The sequence below is a fragment of the Coleofasciculus sp. FACHB-1120 genome, from assembly GCF_014698845.1.
In the GTDB taxonomy this organism is placed as follows: domain Bacteria; phylum Cyanobacteriota; class Cyanobacteriia; order Cyanobacteriales; family FACHB-T130; genus FACHB-T130.
Genome location: NZ_JACJTV010000002.1, coordinates 304788 through 319489 on the forward strand (window position 1 = coordinate 304788; position 14702 = coordinate 319489).

General features: G+C 46.1%; 12 protein-coding genes and 1 tRNA gene. 6 read left to right on the plus strand and 7 right to left on the minus strand.

Annotation, left to right across the window (positions count from 1 at the left end; genetic code table 11):
* Nucleotides 1-76: 76 nt before the first annotated feature.
* Together H6H02_RS03505 and H6H02_RS03510 are read right to left on the minus strand one after the other, a co-directional pair.
* Complete coding sequence (locus tag H6H02_RS03505) at nt 77-1588, minus strand: AAA family ATPase (RefSeq protein WP_190415355.1); 1512 nt, start codon at nt 1586-1588, stop codon at nt 77-79.
* 105 nt (nt 1589-1693) lie between these two features.
* Entirely contained in the window at nt 1694-2041 is a 348-nt protein-coding gene (locus H6H02_RS03510) for a hypothetical protein (protein WP_190814862.1), read from the minus strand.
* A 177-nt stretch (nt 2042-2218) separates the two neighbouring features.
* On the opposite strand from H6H02_RS03510, the gene H6H02_RS03515 reads away from it, so the two are divergent.
* From H6H02_RS03515 to H6H02_RS03525, 3 genes are all read left to right on the plus strand, one after another.
* A complete protein-coding gene (locus H6H02_RS03515; protein WP_242040543.1) occupies nt 2219-2845 on the plus strand; it encodes a hypothetical protein in 627 nt (208 codons plus the stop codon).
* 214 nt (nt 2846-3059) lie between these two features.
* Entirely contained in the window at nt 3060-3737 is a 678-nt protein-coding gene (locus H6H02_RS03520; RefSeq protein WP_190814693.1) for a response regulator, read from the plus strand.
* A gap of 706 nt (nt 3738-4443) precedes the next feature.
* A complete protein-coding gene (locus tag H6H02_RS03525; RefSeq protein ID WP_190814695.1) occupies nt 4444-4920 on the plus strand; it encodes a peptidoglycan-binding protein in 477 nt (158 codons plus the stop codon).
* Nucleotides 4921-5031: 111 nt separating this feature from the next.
* Here the strand turns inward: H6H02_RS03525 and H6H02_RS03530 are convergent, their stop codons facing one another.
* Together H6H02_RS03530 and H6H02_RS03535 are read right to left on the minus strand one after the other, a co-directional pair.
* Entirely contained in the window at nt 5032-7239 is a 2208-nt protein-coding gene (locus tag H6H02_RS03530; RefSeq protein ID WP_190814697.1) for a PAS domain-containing protein, read from the minus strand.
* Nucleotides 7240-7790: 551 nt separating this feature from the next.
* On the minus strand, nt 7791-9956 hold the full coding sequence (locus H6H02_RS03535; RefSeq protein ID WP_190814699.1) for a GAF domain-containing protein: 2166 nt from the start codon (nt 9954-9956) through the stop codon (nt 7791-7793).
* Between the two features lie 299 nt (nt 9957-10255).
* Between H6H02_RS03535 and H6H02_RS03540 the strand changes: the two genes are divergently transcribed.
* Nucleotides 10256-10786 carry a hypothetical protein gene (locus H6H02_RS03540; RefSeq protein ID WP_190814701.1) on the plus strand — a complete coding sequence of 177 codons (531 nt, stop codon included), beginning with the start codon at nt 10256-10258 and terminating at the stop codon, nt 10784-10786.
* 181 nt (nt 10787-10967) lie between these two features.
* On the opposite strand, the gene H6H02_RS26965 is transcribed toward H6H02_RS03540, so the two are convergent.
* Together H6H02_RS26965 and cpdA are read right to left on the minus strand one after the other, a co-directional pair.
* Nucleotides 10968-12212 (minus strand): DUF1232 domain-containing protein, encoded by a 1245-nt coding sequence (locus H6H02_RS26965; protein ID WP_242040544.1) that lies wholly within the window; start codon nt 12210-12212, stop codon nt 10968-10970.
* 8 nt (nt 12213-12220) lie between these two features.
* Complete coding sequence (cpdA, locus tag H6H02_RS03550; RefSeq protein WP_190814703.1) at nt 12221-13018, minus strand: 3',5'-cyclic-AMP phosphodiesterase; 798 nt, start codon at nt 13016-13018, stop codon at nt 12221-12223.
* 363 nt (nt 13019-13381) lie between these two features.
* Between cpdA and H6H02_RS03555 the strand changes: the two genes are divergently transcribed.
* Nucleotides 13382-13453: transfer RNA gene (locus tag H6H02_RS03555), tRNA-Cys, on the plus strand.
* 2 nt (nt 13454-13455) lie between these two features.
* Here H6H02_RS03555 and purM read toward each other — a convergent pair.
* Nucleotides 13456-14508, minus strand: coding sequence for a phosphoribosylformylglycinamidine cyclo-ligase (purM, locus tag H6H02_RS03560; protein WP_190814706.1), 1053 nt, complete (start codon nt 14506-14508; stop codon nt 13456-13458).
* Here purM and H6H02_RS27510 point away from each other — a divergent pair.
* Complete coding sequence (locus H6H02_RS27510) at nt 14507-14638, plus strand: hypothetical protein (protein ID WP_277922507.1); 132 nt, start codon at nt 14507-14509, stop codon at nt 14636-14638. The genes purM and H6H02_RS27510 overlap by 2 nt on opposite strands.
* Nucleotides 14639-14702: the final 64 nt, after the last annotated feature.

The following is a 14702-nucleotide window of genomic DNA, read 5'->3' on the forward strand; positions in this document are numbered from 1 at the left end:
ATTACTGGGCGGCTTTTTTTGTCAAACTGCTAGCAAACTGCTAGCCTTTCCTCCTGTTGGGAGCAGGAGAAAGCTTTTAGAACTCCAGCCGCTGATACTCGGCGACGGAGGACGCAGCAGGTCGCGCTCGCTGTCTGGCCCAGTCCCTCAGGGCCGTTACCTGCTCGTTCATGGTTCGGGAAAGCGGCAGAGTAGCTTTTATTGCCGCAATGATATCGAGCTGGGTAAATTCTCGGTCTTGGGCAAAAGCTTCGTACATTGCCGCAACCAATCCCTGCTCAATTTCTGCCCCGGAAAATCCATCGGATACCTTAGCTAGCTGGTCGAGGTCAAAGCGAGAAATGTCTCGCTTCCGCTTGCTAAGGTGAATATTGAAAATCTCTTTGCGTTCTTCCGCAGTCGGCAAATCTACAAAGAAAATCTCATCAAAACGTCCTTTGCGGAGAAACTCACCCGGTAGACGTTCAACCCGGTTGGCGGTTGCCATTACGAACACCGGAGACGTTTTTTCTTGCAACCAGGTAAGGAAAGAACCAAAGATGCGGCTGGAAGTACCGCCATCTGAGTCAGCAGACCCAGAAGTACCGGCAAATGCTTTATCCAGTTCATCAATAAATAGAATCGCTGGGGAAATTGATTCAGCCGTTTTTAGGGCATTCCGCAAGTTAGCTTCTGAGCGCCCCACCATTGAGCCGTCGTACACTCGCCCCATATCTAAGCGCAGAAGTGGCAGACTCCAGAGGCGGGCAGTCGTTTTGGCAATTAGAGATTTGCCACATCCCGGTACCCCTAGGATTAACATCCCCTTGGGTTGGGGCAGACCATATTCCCTTGCTTTTTCTGTAAAAGCATTGGAACGTTGTCTCAGCCATCGCTTTAGCTCTTCTAAACCGCCAACCGAATCAATGGTTTCATCTTCTTCGATAAATTCCAAGATGCCATTGCGGCGGATTAGCTGCTTTTTCTCAGAAAGAATAATATCAACTTCTGTTTCGGTGAGACGTCCGGTTTTGACGAAAGCTTTCCGATAAACTTTTTCGGCTTCATCCCGCGTCAGACCCAAGGTTGCTTTTAGCAGTTTTTCCCGAACTTCAGTTGTGGTGCGGCGAGAACGGGTTTGCTCTAACTGGCTAGATAGCACTTGGTTCAGTTCTGCCAAGTCTGGCAAAGGATAGTCTAGAACGACGACTTCCTTTTCCAGCTCAATGGGGATTTGCTGAACGGGTGACATGAGAATGATAATTTTCTGTGTCCCTTTGAAGCTAGCGATCGCATCTCGCAGCCACCGCGTTGTTGCCGGTGAGTCAATAAAGGGGTGTAAGTCTTTGAAAATAAAGATTCCAGGCTCTCTTTGACGTACTACCCATTCAATCGCTGCCTCTGGGGAGACGGTGTTGTGTTGGGTAATATGGCGGGGTTGACCGTACTCGACGATGCCGTGGGTGACAGTCCAAATGTAGACGCGCCGAGCCAGGGATTTTGTCTGAGCAATATTGGCAATTGTTCGCTCCGCCCGCTCTTCTTCGGAAGTTACTAGGTAGATGAGGGGGTATTGAGCTTGAACCAGAATATCTAGCTCTTCTTTCATATCTATCGACCCATTAGAGACGGCACAACCACTAGCCAAACATTTATCAACCGCAACCAACGTGAGCAAGCGAGGAAATCAAGCAGTCTAAGAGGATTTGGAACTTTAACAGGGAACCAACGCCTCTTCTCCCTGAGAATCCGTGCCGAGTTCGCCTCTGGCACTTTCAAGGGTAGTCAGCTCTTCAGTGATTACGCCTGGTTGATTATCCAGGGAAACCATTTCTCCATCTCGCAGTACCACAGAGCTAGTACACTCCGGACAGGAATAAACTCGATGAGTTCTTCCCTGGGTTGCTTCTACCTCATCAACCACTTCTGGGTTTGTCAGGTAGAAGACGATCGCTCTTTCGACAATTGTTGACATGGGTTCCGTGTCAACAGCTGAGCGAATTTTGAGCTGGCGATGGAGACCTGGAGGAAGATACAACGTAACCTTTTGCTTGTCTTGCATATAACTTTTCAGTTGTTCTACCCGGGTATATTTCACAGATTATCTGCCTTATTCCGGGCTGTCAAGACATCATGCCAGCATGACGGCAATATTGTTACATTGCTTAATATTTTCCGGCAGAGTCGGGCGCACTAGCGTAAGGAATATAAGCAAGCAGAACGGAGATAGGTTTCGGCGGTGTCCATTGCTAAATACGTTGCCAGAGGCATCCGGCGTCCTAGATCGGTTGTTAGAAGTCATGTTAGAAATCAGAGGGTAGAAGCTTGTGGCAGCTGGCGTGTTGTTGTGTATGCGATCGCGCTCTGTGTAATGCTGTGGAGTTGTCGCGCCTCGGATACCCAGTCGCCAACTTGGAAAACTTATAAAAACCCGCGTTATAGCTTTGAGTTTCCTTATCCCAGTAACTGGATTGCTGCGCCAATGCCAGACAATCGGGATGGAAGAGCTTTTAGAGATCCTCAAGATCCAGAAGTGGAAATATTAGGGGTGGCGGGCGATCGCTTGCCAGAAATTGAACTTGCGCCATCAGGGCAAAAAGCCCCCCATCAATTCACGCAGCAGAACTTTACTACCCAACAAGGAGTTACCGGAAAACTTTACGTAGAACTGCGTTCAGATATCAGTTTGATGCGCCTGACATTGATTCAGGGAAGGATACGCTACTATTGGCAGGGGCGATCGCCCTCTAAAGAATTTCCCAATTATTATCGCTTCTTCTATTACGTTGCCGGACAATACCGCATCCCCTTGCAAGTGAAAGAAAGAGAGGGACAGAGCTTAAGAGAGGGAGATTCCAGCCAGTAATCAGATCGAAATCCTATAAAACTTCAAAACTCTCTAAAAATATAGGACTTTGGCAATTTTTAATTTTAACTTTTACTTTTTAAATTCCGGAAGGGATTAGGATTGGTCTGAGGAAACCCGCCTTATCCGATTCCCCCGCCTTATCCGATTCCCTGCCGATCCGCGTGATTTTGTCCTCAGAATTTATCCTAAGTATAAAGTGCCTTTTAATTCCATGCCCTCCGAAACCGAGTCACCCCAGAATCTACCAATCGAGTCAAAGCCATTGCGGGTTTTGATTGTAGAAGACGATCCCATGATGCAGTTGGGTTTGGAGCAGTCATTAGCCGCTTATCCGCAGTTTACGATTGTCGGACAAGCCGAAGATGGCTATTTAGGCGTTGAAGCTGCTCTTAAACTGAAACCGGATCTGGTAGTTATGGATATTGGTCTGCCAAGACTAGATGGAATTGCTGCCACCCAGCAAATCAAGGCAGCGCTTCCTGATATCCGGGTGGTGGTATTAACCTCCCATACGACAGAAACTGAAATTATTGCCGCCCTTTCTAGTGGTGCGGATGCTTACTGCATCAAAGGTGCCAGTGTCGAACGCTTGCTCTCTGCGATCGCTGCCGCCCAAGAAGGGGCCACCTACCTCGATCCGCAAATTGCACGACGAGTCATTGACCATCTTAAACCGCCTTCAATGAGCGGCAGTATTTCGACACTATCGCAGCGCGAGTTAGAGGTATTGAAATTAATGGTAGAAGGAAAAAGCAATCCGGAGATTGCTACCGTCCTCTACCTCAGCCCCAACACTGTCAAAACCCATGTCCGTGGCATCATGAACAAGCTGTCTGTAGATGACCGGGTTCAGGCAGCTGTCGTGGCGCTTCGTTCGGGACTGGTATGAACTAAATTCTGTAGAAACGCGATTCATCGTATTTCTACAGAAATGTCCGACGCTCCAAGTGATAAACTTGTGCGATTTGATGTCTATTTTCAGTAAACTGTGCTGACTGTTGGTGCGTCGAAACCTGTAGTCTTGGCTCGATTAAAGACTGTCTGCTGGTCAGAGGGGGAGATTTTGTAACCGCCTCTGGCTGAATCAAAATAAGCCCCGTGCGCCGAGCATATAAGTAGAATGACAACATGACCATGCACCCTTGAATTCAGTGTCAGGTCTCAGGTTAAGACAAATAGAAGCGATCGCACTTCATCCCCTTGTCTCACCCAACTGGGTGAACATCAATTCTGTCTTAAGCTAGATGAAAGATTGCCAAGGCTAAGTAAGCTTACGAGTCTTAAGTTGAATTTTGTCCAGTTACTTAGATGGTCAACAATACTTTAAAAAAATCCTATCCATAAAACTCAACTGTTTAAAAAGCCGTAATTATTGAAATAATATAATTTATTTTATCTACCTCATGCTCTTGATTCACTCGAATGGATGATGCCGAGAAAGGATAAACTTTAGAAATCAATAGAAGCCTTTTTAAAAGGGGATAAAAATCAATATCATCCAAAAGAATGAGCTAGTTGGGTGAAGTGGAAGCTGGGAGTTGAACATTACCTTAGTAAGTGTAAGAAACACCAAATCACTTCAAGGAACACTAACCATGCAAGCTCCAATTAATACTCAAGCAAATGCTAACGCTCAGACCAAAAAACCTGTACTTCAGCGCGGTTCCCAAGGAATAGCGGTTGAAGAACTGCAAAGACTTGTAACTCACTGGGGAAGTTATAACGGTGACATTGATGGGATCTTCGATATTGTAGTTGAAAATGCAGTGAAATCTTACCAGCACCGCGTCTTTTTGAAAGAAGATGGCATCGTAGGAAATCTGACTTGGCAGGCTCTTTACAAGGGTGCGCCCGTCAATATGCCAGTGCTGCAAAAAGGTAGCAAAGGTCAAATCGTAGTCACGCTTCAGCGTCTTTTACAGACAACTGGCGATTTTACTGCTGCAACTAGCCCAAACTTCGGCCCAGCAACAGATGCAGCGGTGCGCTCTTTCCAAAGGCGCTCTGGTTTAATTGCGGATGGAATTGTTGGCGATCGCACTTGGCACGCTTTGAGTAAGATTCCTCACTAAAGAAGGAATGTCACTCTCTTGACGCCTCTCCGTGAACGGAGAGGCGTCAAGAAATTTTTCTATAAGGTTGATGAATTAACCGGATTCGATATAACTTCAAAGACTAAAAGGCTAAGAAGCAACCCGATTTAGAGGTAATGTAAACCACAAGGTTGTCCCTAATCCAGGACTGCTATTCGCTCCAATTTCCCCGCCGTGGGCTGTGATAATTTGCTTGCAAAGATACAATTTTAAACCAGTGCCAGTCGAGCAACTGGATCTCGGATCTCGGATATAAAGATCGAATAAGCGATCGCACTCTTGTTGGCTCATCCCAATACCGTTATCCTGAAGCGTGCAACGCAGCATTTGAGTCTCGACAGTAGCGTTTAGCCGTAGGCTCAGTCTAGGCGGATTATGCTTCAAAAGATGATTGAATAAGTTTTCTAAAACTCGCTGTAACTGAGTCGGATCGACGATGACCAAGGGTAAATCAGCGGAAACAAGATTCGTCAGTGTCGCTTGATTTTGCGACAGCATTGGCTCTAAGTCTTGGAGAATCTTTGCAAACAATGTCTTTATTTGAACAGGCTCACGATAGAGGACAATGCCCTCTTCCTCGCTAGAATGAGTTTCTAATAAGGAATTAATCATTCCCAATTGCCGATCGTTCCCTTGAATCATGCGCTCGACAATTGAACGAGAAAGCGTAATTTTTTCCCCTGGCTGATTGAGTAAATTTTTTAGCACCATCACAGTTCCGATTACCGAAGTCCGGAGTTCGTGGGAAACTGTATGTAAAACCACGTCCTTGAGTTGGTTCATTTCTTGGAGTTCTGTCACTGCCTGCTTTAGCTGGGCGGTGCGCTCCTCGACAGTGCTTTCTAGACGGGTATTCAGGGTGGATACTTGTTCGTAAAGTTGTGCTTGTTGAATGGCGATCGCGACTTGGGTTGCTAGCGAACAGAGTAATTCAATTTCAAACTGCTGCCAATGGCGCGACCCACTGCATTGATTAGCGATCAACATTCCAAAAAACTCGTTTCCCACCAGAATAGGAACGCATAAACTGGCTTTAATTTGATATTCGGCGTAGTACGCAGTATGAAAGCGAGATTTAACGACTTTCTGCGTATCATCAATTACCTGAACCTGACCTTGTTTAAAGAAAGATTTAAGTTCTCTAAGGTAACGGTCACTTGTCACCCAGCCGAGAATTGATCGACAATCCGGTACCACTGATTCTGCTACAACCTTGCCTTGAGAATAGGCATCCAAGTGAGCGATGAAAACCCGGTCAGCTTGCAGAAATTGCCGAACCTCCCGAACGGTATTGTTGAGAATTTGATCGAGATCCAGCGATCGCCGGATTCTCAGCGCAATCTCTCCTAGTAAGCGAGCCGCGCTCAGAGCATGGATGCTAGCGCGATCGCGTTCTCCCGCAGCCCGGATTTGAACTTCCGCCTCCTTTCGCCTGGTGATATCGAGAATATATCCTTCGTAGTGGCTGATATTCCCTTGGTCATTGCGGACAACGCTGGTGAATTCGTGAACCCATCGCACCTGACCATCGGAGCGAATTAGGCGATAGTCCTGTTCCTGAAAATTTAAGCCAGCCGCATCATAGGCTTGAGTCTGAGCTTCAACTTGAGCTAGGTCATCGGGATGAATAACGCTACCATACGTCACCCTGCCACTAATGAAGTCATCCGGTTGATAGCCCCACTGACTGATGTTGGGCGAGACATATTCTACAGGTCGATTTTCTTGGGCAACCCAGCGGAAGACTGTAACTGGCCCTCTGATAAATAATCTGCGTTCTCGCTCTAGTGCTGCTTCGGCTCGCTTGCGTTCTGTCACTTCCATCAGCAAGCCATCCCAGAGAATATCACCGTTCGCCTGCTTTTCCGGACGGGAGGCGCATTGTACCCACTTAATTTTGCCAGTAGGCGTGATGATGCGACCTTCCCAAGCCCAAGGTTGCAGCGTGGTGGCAGAAATATCTACAGATTCTTCATACCCTTTGACATCATCGGGATGAATTAAATCCTTAAGCAGTTGAAAATTCGCCTGAATATTTTCTGGTTCTAACTCAAACAATTCTTGGTAGCCGGAACTGGCACAGACGATGGACTCACGACCATCCGGGCACCGCAGGTACTGGTAAATCATGCCCGGTATGTTGGCAACCATTCTTTGAAATCTCGACTCTTGCTGTCTGAGCTTGTCTGTTGTTTTCTGAATCGTTTCAATCTCGCCGTCAGCCAGAATTTTTTTGAGCTTTTCAAAGGCGGCTTCGTCCCGACAACACTCTCGGATGGCTTCTAGATATTCAGGCATTAGCAATTACTTCACTTTTTTTCAACTCAACCATTTTTCAATAATTTCACCGGATGAACAGGCTGAAAACTCTAAAGAATGAAGTCCGAAATCTGAAGAGCCGCGCTTTGCTGTAACTTTCAACTCCTGTTATTCTTCATTTTTCTATAACCTTCATTCTTTAGTATTCCCATCTCCGCTTTAAAAATGCAGTCGATAAGTGATTGTAAGTAAATTGGCACAAAAAATACAAGTTTTAATCGTTTTCCTCTGCCAAAAGGAAGAGTTTTACTGCGATCGCTCAAAGGTTTATTTTCTAATTTAAGATGATGTAAAGCATTTAAGTTTCTTTTAGCGAATCATCCAGTCGGGTGATTTTAAGCCATGCTCTAGTTATTGGTTAGTACCCATGACAAAGGATGAATCAGCGTTATTTCATCCGGCATCTTTATCGGAGAATTGCTATTGAAGGCGAGATACCCGACTTCTCTCGAAGTTGGGTATCTGAAGGGCTAGCATCTTACAAATTAAATAGGATTACTCGATTAAGCCGACCTGAAACAGCTCTTAGACTAATCAGATCCTTCTGCTTCGGGCGACATTGCAAAAGGTAAAGTAAACCAGAAAGTTGCACCGGCTCCTGGGGAGCTAGTCACGCCAATTTTGCCGCCGTGAGCTTGTACGATCTGCCGACAAAGATATAATCCCAAACCGATACCAGTTGAGCGTCTTGCTTGCGAACCACGAACATAAAGTTCAAAAGCGCGATCGCATTGTTCTGGATTCATCCCAACACCGTTATCTTCAATGGTGCAGCGAATCACTTGTTCTTCTATAGTCGCCCTGAGAATCATCGTCAGTCCGGGCGGGTTATGGTTAAAAGCATTAGTGAGCAGATTTTCAAACACGCGCCGCATCTGAAGTGGATCGGCGTTCACTGTGGATAGTTCAGATGGAATTTGATTGATCAGAATTGCCTGATTTTTGACACACAACGGCTCAAAATCCTCAACAATCTCTTGAATGAGAGAGTGGAGTTGGACAGGTTCGCGGTGCAAGGCAAAACCACGCACTTCGCTGGTGTGAACTTCTAACAGGGAGTTAATCAAGCGGAGTTGGCGATCGCTACTTTGAATCATCCGCTCTAAAATTGAGCGAGAAACTGGAATTGTCCTTTGTTCATTGCTATTTGCCAACAAATTTTGCAATACCAGTAACCAGCCAGTAAGCGGCGTCCGCAGATCGTGGGAAACGGCGTGGAGGAAGACATCCTTTAGTTCGTATAGTTCTTGAACTTCCTGCATTTTTTGCTCTAGTTGAGCGGTGCGTTCCCGAACTTGGCATTCCAAGTTAGCATTGAGTTCCTGTACTTGTTGGAAGAGACAAGATTGCTGAATGGCGATCGCGACTTGGGTTCCCAACTGCTCCAGTAAAGCAATTTCCATCGGTTCCCAGCGCCTCGCACCCCTACATTGATGAACAATCAATGCACCTAATAGTCGATCGCCTTCCACGCGAATCGGGACAGCCACGACGGCTTTGACATGATAATCGCGGTAATAGGATGCGATCGCAGGGTGAACTGTCACTTGGGTTGTATCCTCAACGACTCGAACCTGATTCGCCTCAAACAAGGTTCGCATTTCCTCCAGAGAACTTTGATCGTCAAGTACCCAATCTATAATCGGCGCGTAATTGGGTTCAACCGATTCAGCCACTACCCTGCCTTTTTCCGTCACATCTGAAGCGATGAAGACGCGATCGGCTTTCAGAAACGACCGGACTTCCGCCACAGTGGTGTTAAAAATTTCGTCCAAATCCAGGGATTTACGAATCCGCAGCGCCATTTCTGCCAACAAGCGATCGCGTTCTTGCACTAGGCGCTGCGTCATTTCTGCCTGCTTGCGCTCAGTGATGTTATTCTCCTTGCGGTCATCGGAATCAATTAACTCCCCACCACAAGCTGCCAGAATCGCTTCTAGTTCTAATTTAAACAGTCCGCGACAATCGGAACAGGCATCGGGAAGCGCCTGGGAACCCTCTGAACGCTGAAGGAACGGAAAAATCATCCCCGGTACGTTAGCGGTAATTTGTTGCAGCCGTAATTCGCTCTGGCGTAAAGTTTCAGTTGTTTGCTGATGAGCGATCGCTTTCCCAACACTGGCTGCCATCGTTATCAAACAAGCTTCCTCATCCTTTGACCACTGGCGATCGTAGTGACGATCGTCAAAGCCAATTAAGCCCCAAAGTTTGCCATTACAAGGAATTGGGACAACTAATATAGACCGGATTTGCTTGGGTGCTAAAACTTCCGGTTCGCCGTTTGGAAGTTCGCCAATTAAACCCCGAATCGCCTTTCCAGCTTGCAGATCGTCGTACCACCGACTGATGCGATAAGCCGTCAACGCCTGGTTTTGTAGATAGGGATTGTGAATTTGAGGCGTCACAAACTCTTTCGTCCATTCAAATCGCTGACTGAAGGTTAATTCACAGGTTTCCGAATCAGGATGAATCTCAAAAATATAAACCTGATCTGCTCCCGTTACTCTGCCTAAAGTTGCTAAAGATTGATTGACTCCGACTGCAAAATCACTATTTGTCAGCAGTTGGTGAGTCGCTTCTGCCACACCTTGCAGGAGATTAGAGCAATACATGGGACTAGCTTTCACATACGGTGTAGTGGAAACACGCTCCTCTGGATAGGGAATTTTTTGGCTCTGACTTATCGTTTCGTTCACTCTTTAACCCTTTTTATTCGATTGCAGTGGAGGCTTTCATCCTTCGCTCTAAAAGTCTTTTGTTGGGTTGAAAGCCAAAGGCAGCAGTCAGAAGAATGAATCTTCCAAAGGCAGAATTAAAAATGATGAATTTGTCCCCTGATTCACCATCTAGGCTTCAAGATTTATCCTTCCTATTTCCGAAAAAATACGGAGCTATCACCCGATCGGGTTAACCATCTGTAGGAGGGCGATCGCGCCTGCGCCAAGCGATCCTATTTATAGAGGCTCTTCACTTGAGACGCTGGCAGGCACTTCAAATGGCACTAACGACTTTAATTCCCCAAAAACTCTTCTCCAAAATTGCCCCTTTTCAACCCGTACAATTCGCCACCACTTTAGGAATTTTGTCTGCACTGCTGCTGAATACATCTACTTCGACGTTAGCTCAGCCAGCATCCGATATGTCTTCAGAACAACCCAACCAGCAATTAACTGTAGAACGGCAATCAGGAACGTGTCCCGCATCAGTCGGAATTTGGACAGTTTTGCTGCCTTCTGAAGGTGCCGCCGATCACACAGTTGTCGCTGACACGAAAGCGATCGCTAGTAATGGGAAAATTTCGTCTTCAAGCAATACCTTTGTGGAATATGAAGCTCCACTGCAAGAAGCTTATGCCTCCTGTGTCGGTCTAGCAAGTTCTCCAGATTTACACTCTTATAGCTTCGAGTTTCGCAATGGTAAAGTCTATTTTCGAGTGAATCTCGATTGGGTTCCTGGCTATACCAAGATTGTTTCTAAAACCGTGGCATCTGGGCGTCCTTTCGTGCATTGGCAAGCTAGCGAATAAAGGCGTGCAAAATCGCTCAAAATCGCTTTATCTATCAGCTTTTGAAATATCGCTCGTCTTTGTGAAGTCTAGTAGTAAGTGCTAGTTGCGTGCCTTTATCACTGAAGATTAATAATAAAGCGATCGCTTCTTGTCACATAGGAAGCGATCGCTTTATTATTAATCTTATCAACTAATTTTATTAATCCTTGGCGAACCACTCTTGCATTTTCTGCTTTGCAGCTTCTTTTACTTCAGAGTTGATATTCCAAACAATCATACCTAGGGCAGTCGTTAAGGAACCTATATCATCCCCAAATCCTACAGCAGGAAGAAAATCAGGAACAGCATCTACGGGCAATATTAAGTAAGCTAATGCTCCATATACAATTAGTTTTTGGTTAGTTGGAGTGTTTGGATGCTCAGCAGCATAGAAAAGAATTAAAGCGTTTTCAACAACATTTTTTCCAGCTTGCACTGCAAAATTTCCAAGCTTTTCCCAAAACAGATCATCTGAATAAGTAGTTTCAAAACTTGTCTGGGTATTTGCTGTTTCTGATGAAGAGAAGGGGGTGACGGGAATACCTGCTTTTACGAGAACTGAAGTTGCTTCTTTCATGGCATTAACTGCATAATCATCATTTAATCCACGTTCTCGAATCTCTCCCATCTTCTGAACAAATGCCTGTATAGCTTGCACCTGCTCATCTGTGATTTTCAGTTCTGCTTGAGCTAGCTTGATTGCTTTTGCTTCACCAGGGTTAAGAACCTTATCCACCCAAACAAGGTTCAGAATATAGAACATTAAACCAAAGCGAAGCGTATCATCTGCCTTAGACAGTTTTTTTAAAGAGTCTTCTAAAGTAGGAGGAAAAATAGCATAAGACTGCACCTGACGCTTTGTAGATTCAGACATATTATCCAGATCGGGAGTATGTAAAATTAGGTTCAACTCCTCTGGATCAATTGAGCCATCTGCTGCTGCAACTGCAAAAAGCACACCATAAAAGGCTAAGCGATCGTCCTCAGATGTTTGGGGTGAACTCGCTGGCTTTCTGGTGGTTTTTCCAACCGCCATAGCCGTTTCTGTTACTGCTTTACTCGCTTGTGATACAGCACTACTAACAGCTCCCCCAAACCCTGTCGCTGTTTCTGCTGCGGCTTGAGTTGCTTGCGATGCAGTGTTGCCGACAGCTTCTCCAAGATTTGTTGCTGTCTTAGTGATTGATTCCCAAAAATTTGGTGGGGTCATGAGTAATGGGGGAGTAGAGGTGGGATGTAACCCTTGACTCAAAGGATATCTCCCTCTCAACAAACAACGGCTCAGTGTTTTTACCCATGTTGGATGCGATCGCGCAACTGTTGTAGGTAAAAATATCGCCCGAAAGCGCGATCGAATCCAAAAAAAACCGTTCTCTTCAAGAAAACGGGTTTTTAAAAATGCCAACTTCCACCCTAATAACCACTCGCTGCCAAATCTAACTCATGTGCGTAAGCAACCCGTTCCACCCTAGTTTCAATCCTGCCATCTGGATACAGATTAAATAAACGAAATCCTGGCGCTTCCTCATCTAAAGAAAACTGGTGACTGTGAGGTTCAAACTGAATTGAAGTAGAGGGACTACCCAAGTAATGAACCTCACCACGCCGCCGATAAAATTCTTGATGAATATGACCAAAAACAACCAACCGCACCTGAGAATGGCGATCGATGACAGCAAACAGTTCCTCTGAATTTTGTAATGAACTGCCATCCAGCCAATCGGAATCAACCACAAAAGGAGGATGGTGTAAAGCAATTAGGGTAGGACGTTTATCTGCACGCTGTAGCTGATGGTCTAGCCAAGCTAAGCTTTCTGAAGAGAGTTTGCCATGTACGCAACCCGGTACGTGAGAATTGAGCAATAAAAACTGCCACCCTCCCGCTTCAAATGATTTCTCCGGACAAATTGGAGCTTCATTTAATACTTCTTGCATGACCAATGGTTGGTCATGGTTGCCTGGTAGCCAGTAAGTCGGAATTCCTAGAGGACTCAGCAGTTCTGCCAACCGCGTGTAAGATTGCGGCTTACCATCTTGGGACAAATCTCCTGTCAGCAGTAGCAAATCTGGCTGAGGGCGCATTCTTTGCAATTGCTCTAAAACCACATCAAAAGACTTGGCAGTAGGAAGCCCTAGCAATTCCTTTTTGGTATCTGCGAACAAGTGAATGTCTGTAATTTGAGCAATCAGAAGCGGGTTGGCTTGAGTCATAGTTTCTGTAATGAAAAGGTATTCTGGTAGCTGCTCAAAAAATCCTTAGTAAGTAAGTTAGTACAGTTCAGTAGCTTTTTTTGCTAGAACGACGGAGATTTTTCCCTTGGGTACAACCAAAGCTGACGAACGTCCCCAGCCGGAGGCAAGCGTCAACCACTCCGTAAATACACTTACATTTGGCGATTCGTACTAGATTACCGTTTCAGATCATCAAAGACTTGCGATCTAGGAACCCCGTGTCTGTGATCCTCATCACATCAGACAACCCGAATCTGCTTTGAATACAGCGACTCACCTTTCAATTCCTACAGAGTCAATGCGCCCGGAAAAAACTTTGGTATACTAAGAATCTGCAAACGCGGCGGCATAGCCAAGTGGTAAGGCAGAGGTCTGCAAAACCTTTATCCCCCGGTTCAAATCCGGGTGCCGCCTTTTTAATCTGGGATTCCGATCAGACCCCCACTACCAGCGATCGCTTTGCCGATGGCATAGGCGGGGATATTCTGGGATTCAAACCAGTTAATGGTTCGGTCGGCTTGGTCTGGGGGCACGAGGACTACAAAACCGATCCCCATATTGAAGGTATTAAACATATCGGCGGGTTTGACTTCACCAGCATCAGCCAGCCAGTTAAAAATAGGCGGAATCACCCACGATTTAAGATCGAGCTGGATAGATAAATCGGCACCAATACAGCGAGGTAAGTTTTCTGGCAAGCCGCCACCCGTGATGTGAGCCATGCTATGAATATCAAGCCCAGCCTTCCGTGCCGCTAAAACGGGTTTGACGTAAATCCGGGTGGGAGTTAATAAAACTTCCCCAAAATTCTTACCGTCTAAGGGCGCAAAGCCTTCCCCCCTGACCGCTGTTGGGGAGGCGTGCAAGTCAACGCCGCTACGTTCGACAATCTTCCGCACCAGACTAAAACCATTGCTGTGAATCCCTTGACTGGCAAGAGCGATCGCCACATCTCCCTCTTGCACCAAAGAACCATCCAATATCTGGCTCTTTTCTACAATCCCCACACAAAAACCCGCCAAGTCATACTCGCCTAGTTGGTAAAAACCCGGCATTTCTGCGGTTTCTCCTCCCAGTAGGGCACACCCCGACTCACGACATCCCGCAGCGATGCCATCAACCACCTGAGTCAGCTGCTCTGGATTTAGTTGCCCTGTTGCTAAATAATCTAGAAAAAATAACGGTTCTGCGCCACACGTCAACACATCGTTGACGCACATTGCTACAAGATCAATTCCGACGGTGTGGTGAAAGTTGAGCTGATGGGCGAGTTTTAGCTTGGTGCCCACTCCATCCGTCCCTGAAACCAAAACCGGCTCTTTGTATCCAGTTGGCAACTGAAACCAACCGCTAAAGCCGCCCAATCCACCTAATACTTCTGAGCGGTGCGTACTTTGCACCAAACTGCGGATCTTCTCTACAAAACTCCGCCCCGCCTCAACATCTACACCGGCGTCTCGATAATCCATGAATTCAAACCTGTTCAGCAGCGATCAAGAGACGTATTTTACTTGGCTAAGGCGACAGATGGGACAGCGATCGCAATTTTGTCCGCTTGAGCAATCTCGTATTGAGCAATCTCGTGCCCCTACTGAGTAACCAATTATCCACAAACTGGCTCAGCCGTTTATAAATCTCTGATAAAGTTCCGGAAACCTAATTT

What these genes read in the sequence shown, in the direction of transcription:
- H6H02_RS03505 (WP_190415355.1), bottom strand. Translation starts at nt 1,588, where the DNA reads ATGAAAGAAGAGCTAGATATTCTGGTTCAAGCTCAATACCCCCTCATC.
- H6H02_RS03510 (WP_190814862.1), bottom strand. Translation starts at nt 2,041, where the DNA reads ATGCAAGACAAGCAAAAGGTTACGTTGTATCTTCCTCCAGGTCTCCAT.
- H6H02_RS03520 (WP_190814693.1), top strand. Translation starts at nt 3,060, where the DNA reads ATGCCCTCCGAAACCGAGTCACCCCAGAATCTACCAATCGAGTCAAAG.
- H6H02_RS03525 (WP_190814695.1), top strand. Translation starts at nt 4,444, where the DNA reads ATGCAAGCTCCAATTAATACTCAAGCAAATGCTAACGCTCAGACCAAA.
- H6H02_RS03530 (WP_190814697.1), bottom strand. Translation starts at nt 7,239, where the DNA reads ATGCCTGAATATCTAGAAGCCATCCGAGAGTGTTGTCGGGACGAAGCC.
- H6H02_RS03540 (WP_190814701.1), top strand. Translation starts at nt 10,256, where the DNA reads ATGGCACTAACGACTTTAATTCCCCAAAAACTCTTCTCCAAAATTGCC.
- cpdA (WP_190814703.1), bottom strand. Translation starts at nt 13,018, where the DNA reads ATGACTCAAGCCAACCCGCTTCTGATTGCTCAAATTACAGACATTCAC.
- H6H02_RS27510 (WP_277922507.1), top strand. Translation starts at nt 14,507, where the DNA reads ATGAATTCAAACCTGTTCAGCAGCGATCAAGAGACGTATTTTACTTGG.
- purM (WP_190814706.1), bottom strand. Translation starts at nt 14,508, where the DNA reads ATGGATTATCGAGACGCCGGTGTAGATGTTGAGGCGGGGCGGAGTTTT.